This window comes from Stenotrophomonas sp. S39 (genome assembly GCF_016624665.1).
Taxonomy (GTDB): Bacteria; Pseudomonadota; Gammaproteobacteria; order Xanthomonadales; family Xanthomonadaceae; genus Stenotrophomonas.
Genome location: NZ_JACVTT010000194.1, coordinates 1 through 1,603 on the forward strand (window position 1 = coordinate 1; position 1,603 = coordinate 1,603).

2 protein-coding genes are annotated in these 1,603 nt (G+C 67.6%); both read right to left on the reverse strand.

Annotated features, from left to right (window positions below; all coding sequences use genetic code 11):
• Positions 1–96: 96 nt before the first annotated feature.
• Positions 97–528 carry a CBS domain-containing protein gene (locus IAE41_RS22245; protein ID WP_079222826.1) on the reverse strand — a complete coding sequence of 144 codons (432 nt, stop codon included), beginning with the start codon at positions 526–528 and terminating at the stop codon, positions 97–99.
• Positions 488–1,507 (reverse strand): glycosyltransferase family 2 protein, encoded by a 1,020-nt coding sequence (locus IAE41_RS22250; RefSeq protein WP_200734600.1) that lies wholly within the window; start codon positions 1,505–1,507, stop codon positions 488–490. Before IAE41_RS22250 ends, IAE41_RS22245 begins: the two co-directional genes overlap by 41 nt.
• Between the last annotated feature and the right edge of the window lie 96 nt (positions 1,508–1,603).

Sequence of the window (1,603 nt, forward strand, 5' to 3'; positions counted from 1 at the left end):
CCTCCCACGCATCAGGAAGGCGCTGCTCTTGCGCTCTGGCTCTGGCTCTGGCTTCAGAAAGCGGGCCGGCGGGCTGCAAGCCCGCCAGCGAAAAACTCACCCCGCCACGATGTACTGCTGCAGCTGGTCCAACTCCCGCCGCTGCGCGTCGATCACCGCCTTCACCAGGTCGCCGATCGAAATCACCCCCAGCACCGATCCGCCCTCCACCACCGGCAGGTGACGGATGCGGTAGTCGGTCACCAGCTGCAGGCAGTGCTCCACCTGCTCGCCCGGCGACACCGTCACCACCTTCGCCGTCATGATCTCGGACACCGCCGTATCGCGCGAGGAACGATCGTGCAGCACGATCTTGCGCGCGTAATCGCGCTCGGACAGGATCCCGACCAGTCGCGGCCCGTCCATCACCAGCACCGCACCAATGCCCTTCTGGGCCATCAGCCGGATCGCATCGATCACCGCCGCGCCGGGCGCGACCGCATGCACTTCAGGGGACTTGCCGTCCAACAGTTGCCGTACCGACGTCATCTGCCTGCCCTCCCAGGGTGGGTTGCAGGCCCGAGTCTGCCACGGAAGGTGCTAGCCACGCGTCAACCAGGTACAGCGGCCGCTGCTTGGACTCCTCGTACAGGCGCCCCAGGTACTCCCCAACCAGCCCCAGGGCGATCAGCTGCACGCCGCCCAGGAACAGGATCACCGCCATCATCGTCGGCCAGCCCGCCACACGGTCGCCGTACAGGGCGGCCTTGACGATCACCCACACGCCAAACACGAACGCCGCCGCGGCGGTCGCCAGGCCCAGGTAGGTCGCTGCCCGCAGCGGGACGGTGGAAAACCCGGTGATGCCTTCCAGGGCGAAGTTCCACAGATTCCAGAGGCTGAACTTGCTGTTGCCGGCCAGTCGCGCATGGCGGTGGTAGGGCACGGCCACGCGGCGGAAGCCCACCCAGCTGAAGAGGCCTTTCATGAAGCGGTGGCGCTCGCGCATCTCGCGCAGCGCGCTCAGCGCGCGCGCCGAAAGCAGGCGGAAGTCGCCGGTATCGGCGGGAATCGGCGTGCGCGAGAGGCGGCCGATCACGCGGTAGAACAGGGCCGCCGTGGTCCGCTTGCTCCAACTTTCGCCGTCGCGCACCCGGCGCGTGCCGTAGACGTTGTCATAGCCTTGCTTCCAGTACGCGACGAAGGTCGGCACCAGTTCCGGCGGATCCTGGCCATCGGCATCGAGGATCATCGCCGCCCCTTCGCGCACCTGGTCCAGGCCGGCGGTCAGCGCGGCCTCCTTGCCGAAGTTGCGCGACAGCCGCAATGCCGAGACGCGCGGATCGGGATGGGCCAGGTGTTCGATCACTTCCCAGGTGGCGTCGGTGCTGCCGTCATCGACGTACAGGATGTGGCCGTCGACATCGCCCAGCGCGTCGAGTACCGCGCACAGGCGCGGGTGCAGCTGGGGCAGCGCCAGTTCCTCGTTATGGGCGGCGATGACGAAGGTCAGGCGTTGGCGGCTCATGCCTGGATTGTACGTCGCTGGCGGGCTTGCAGCCCGCCGGCCCGCCAACAGCAAGTGCAGAAGCAGAAGCAGCGCCTTCCTGATACGTGCGTGAGT

Bases quoted from the DNA above. Each gene is read 5' to 3' on its own strand.
- IAE41_RS22245 (WP_079222826.1), bottom strand. From the start codon at position 528: ATGACGTCGGTACGGCAACTGTTGGACGGCAAGTCCCCTGAAGTGCAT.
- IAE41_RS22250 (WP_200734600.1), bottom strand. From the start codon at position 1,507: ATGAGCCGCCAACGCCTGACCTTCGTCATCGCCGCCCATAACGAGGAA.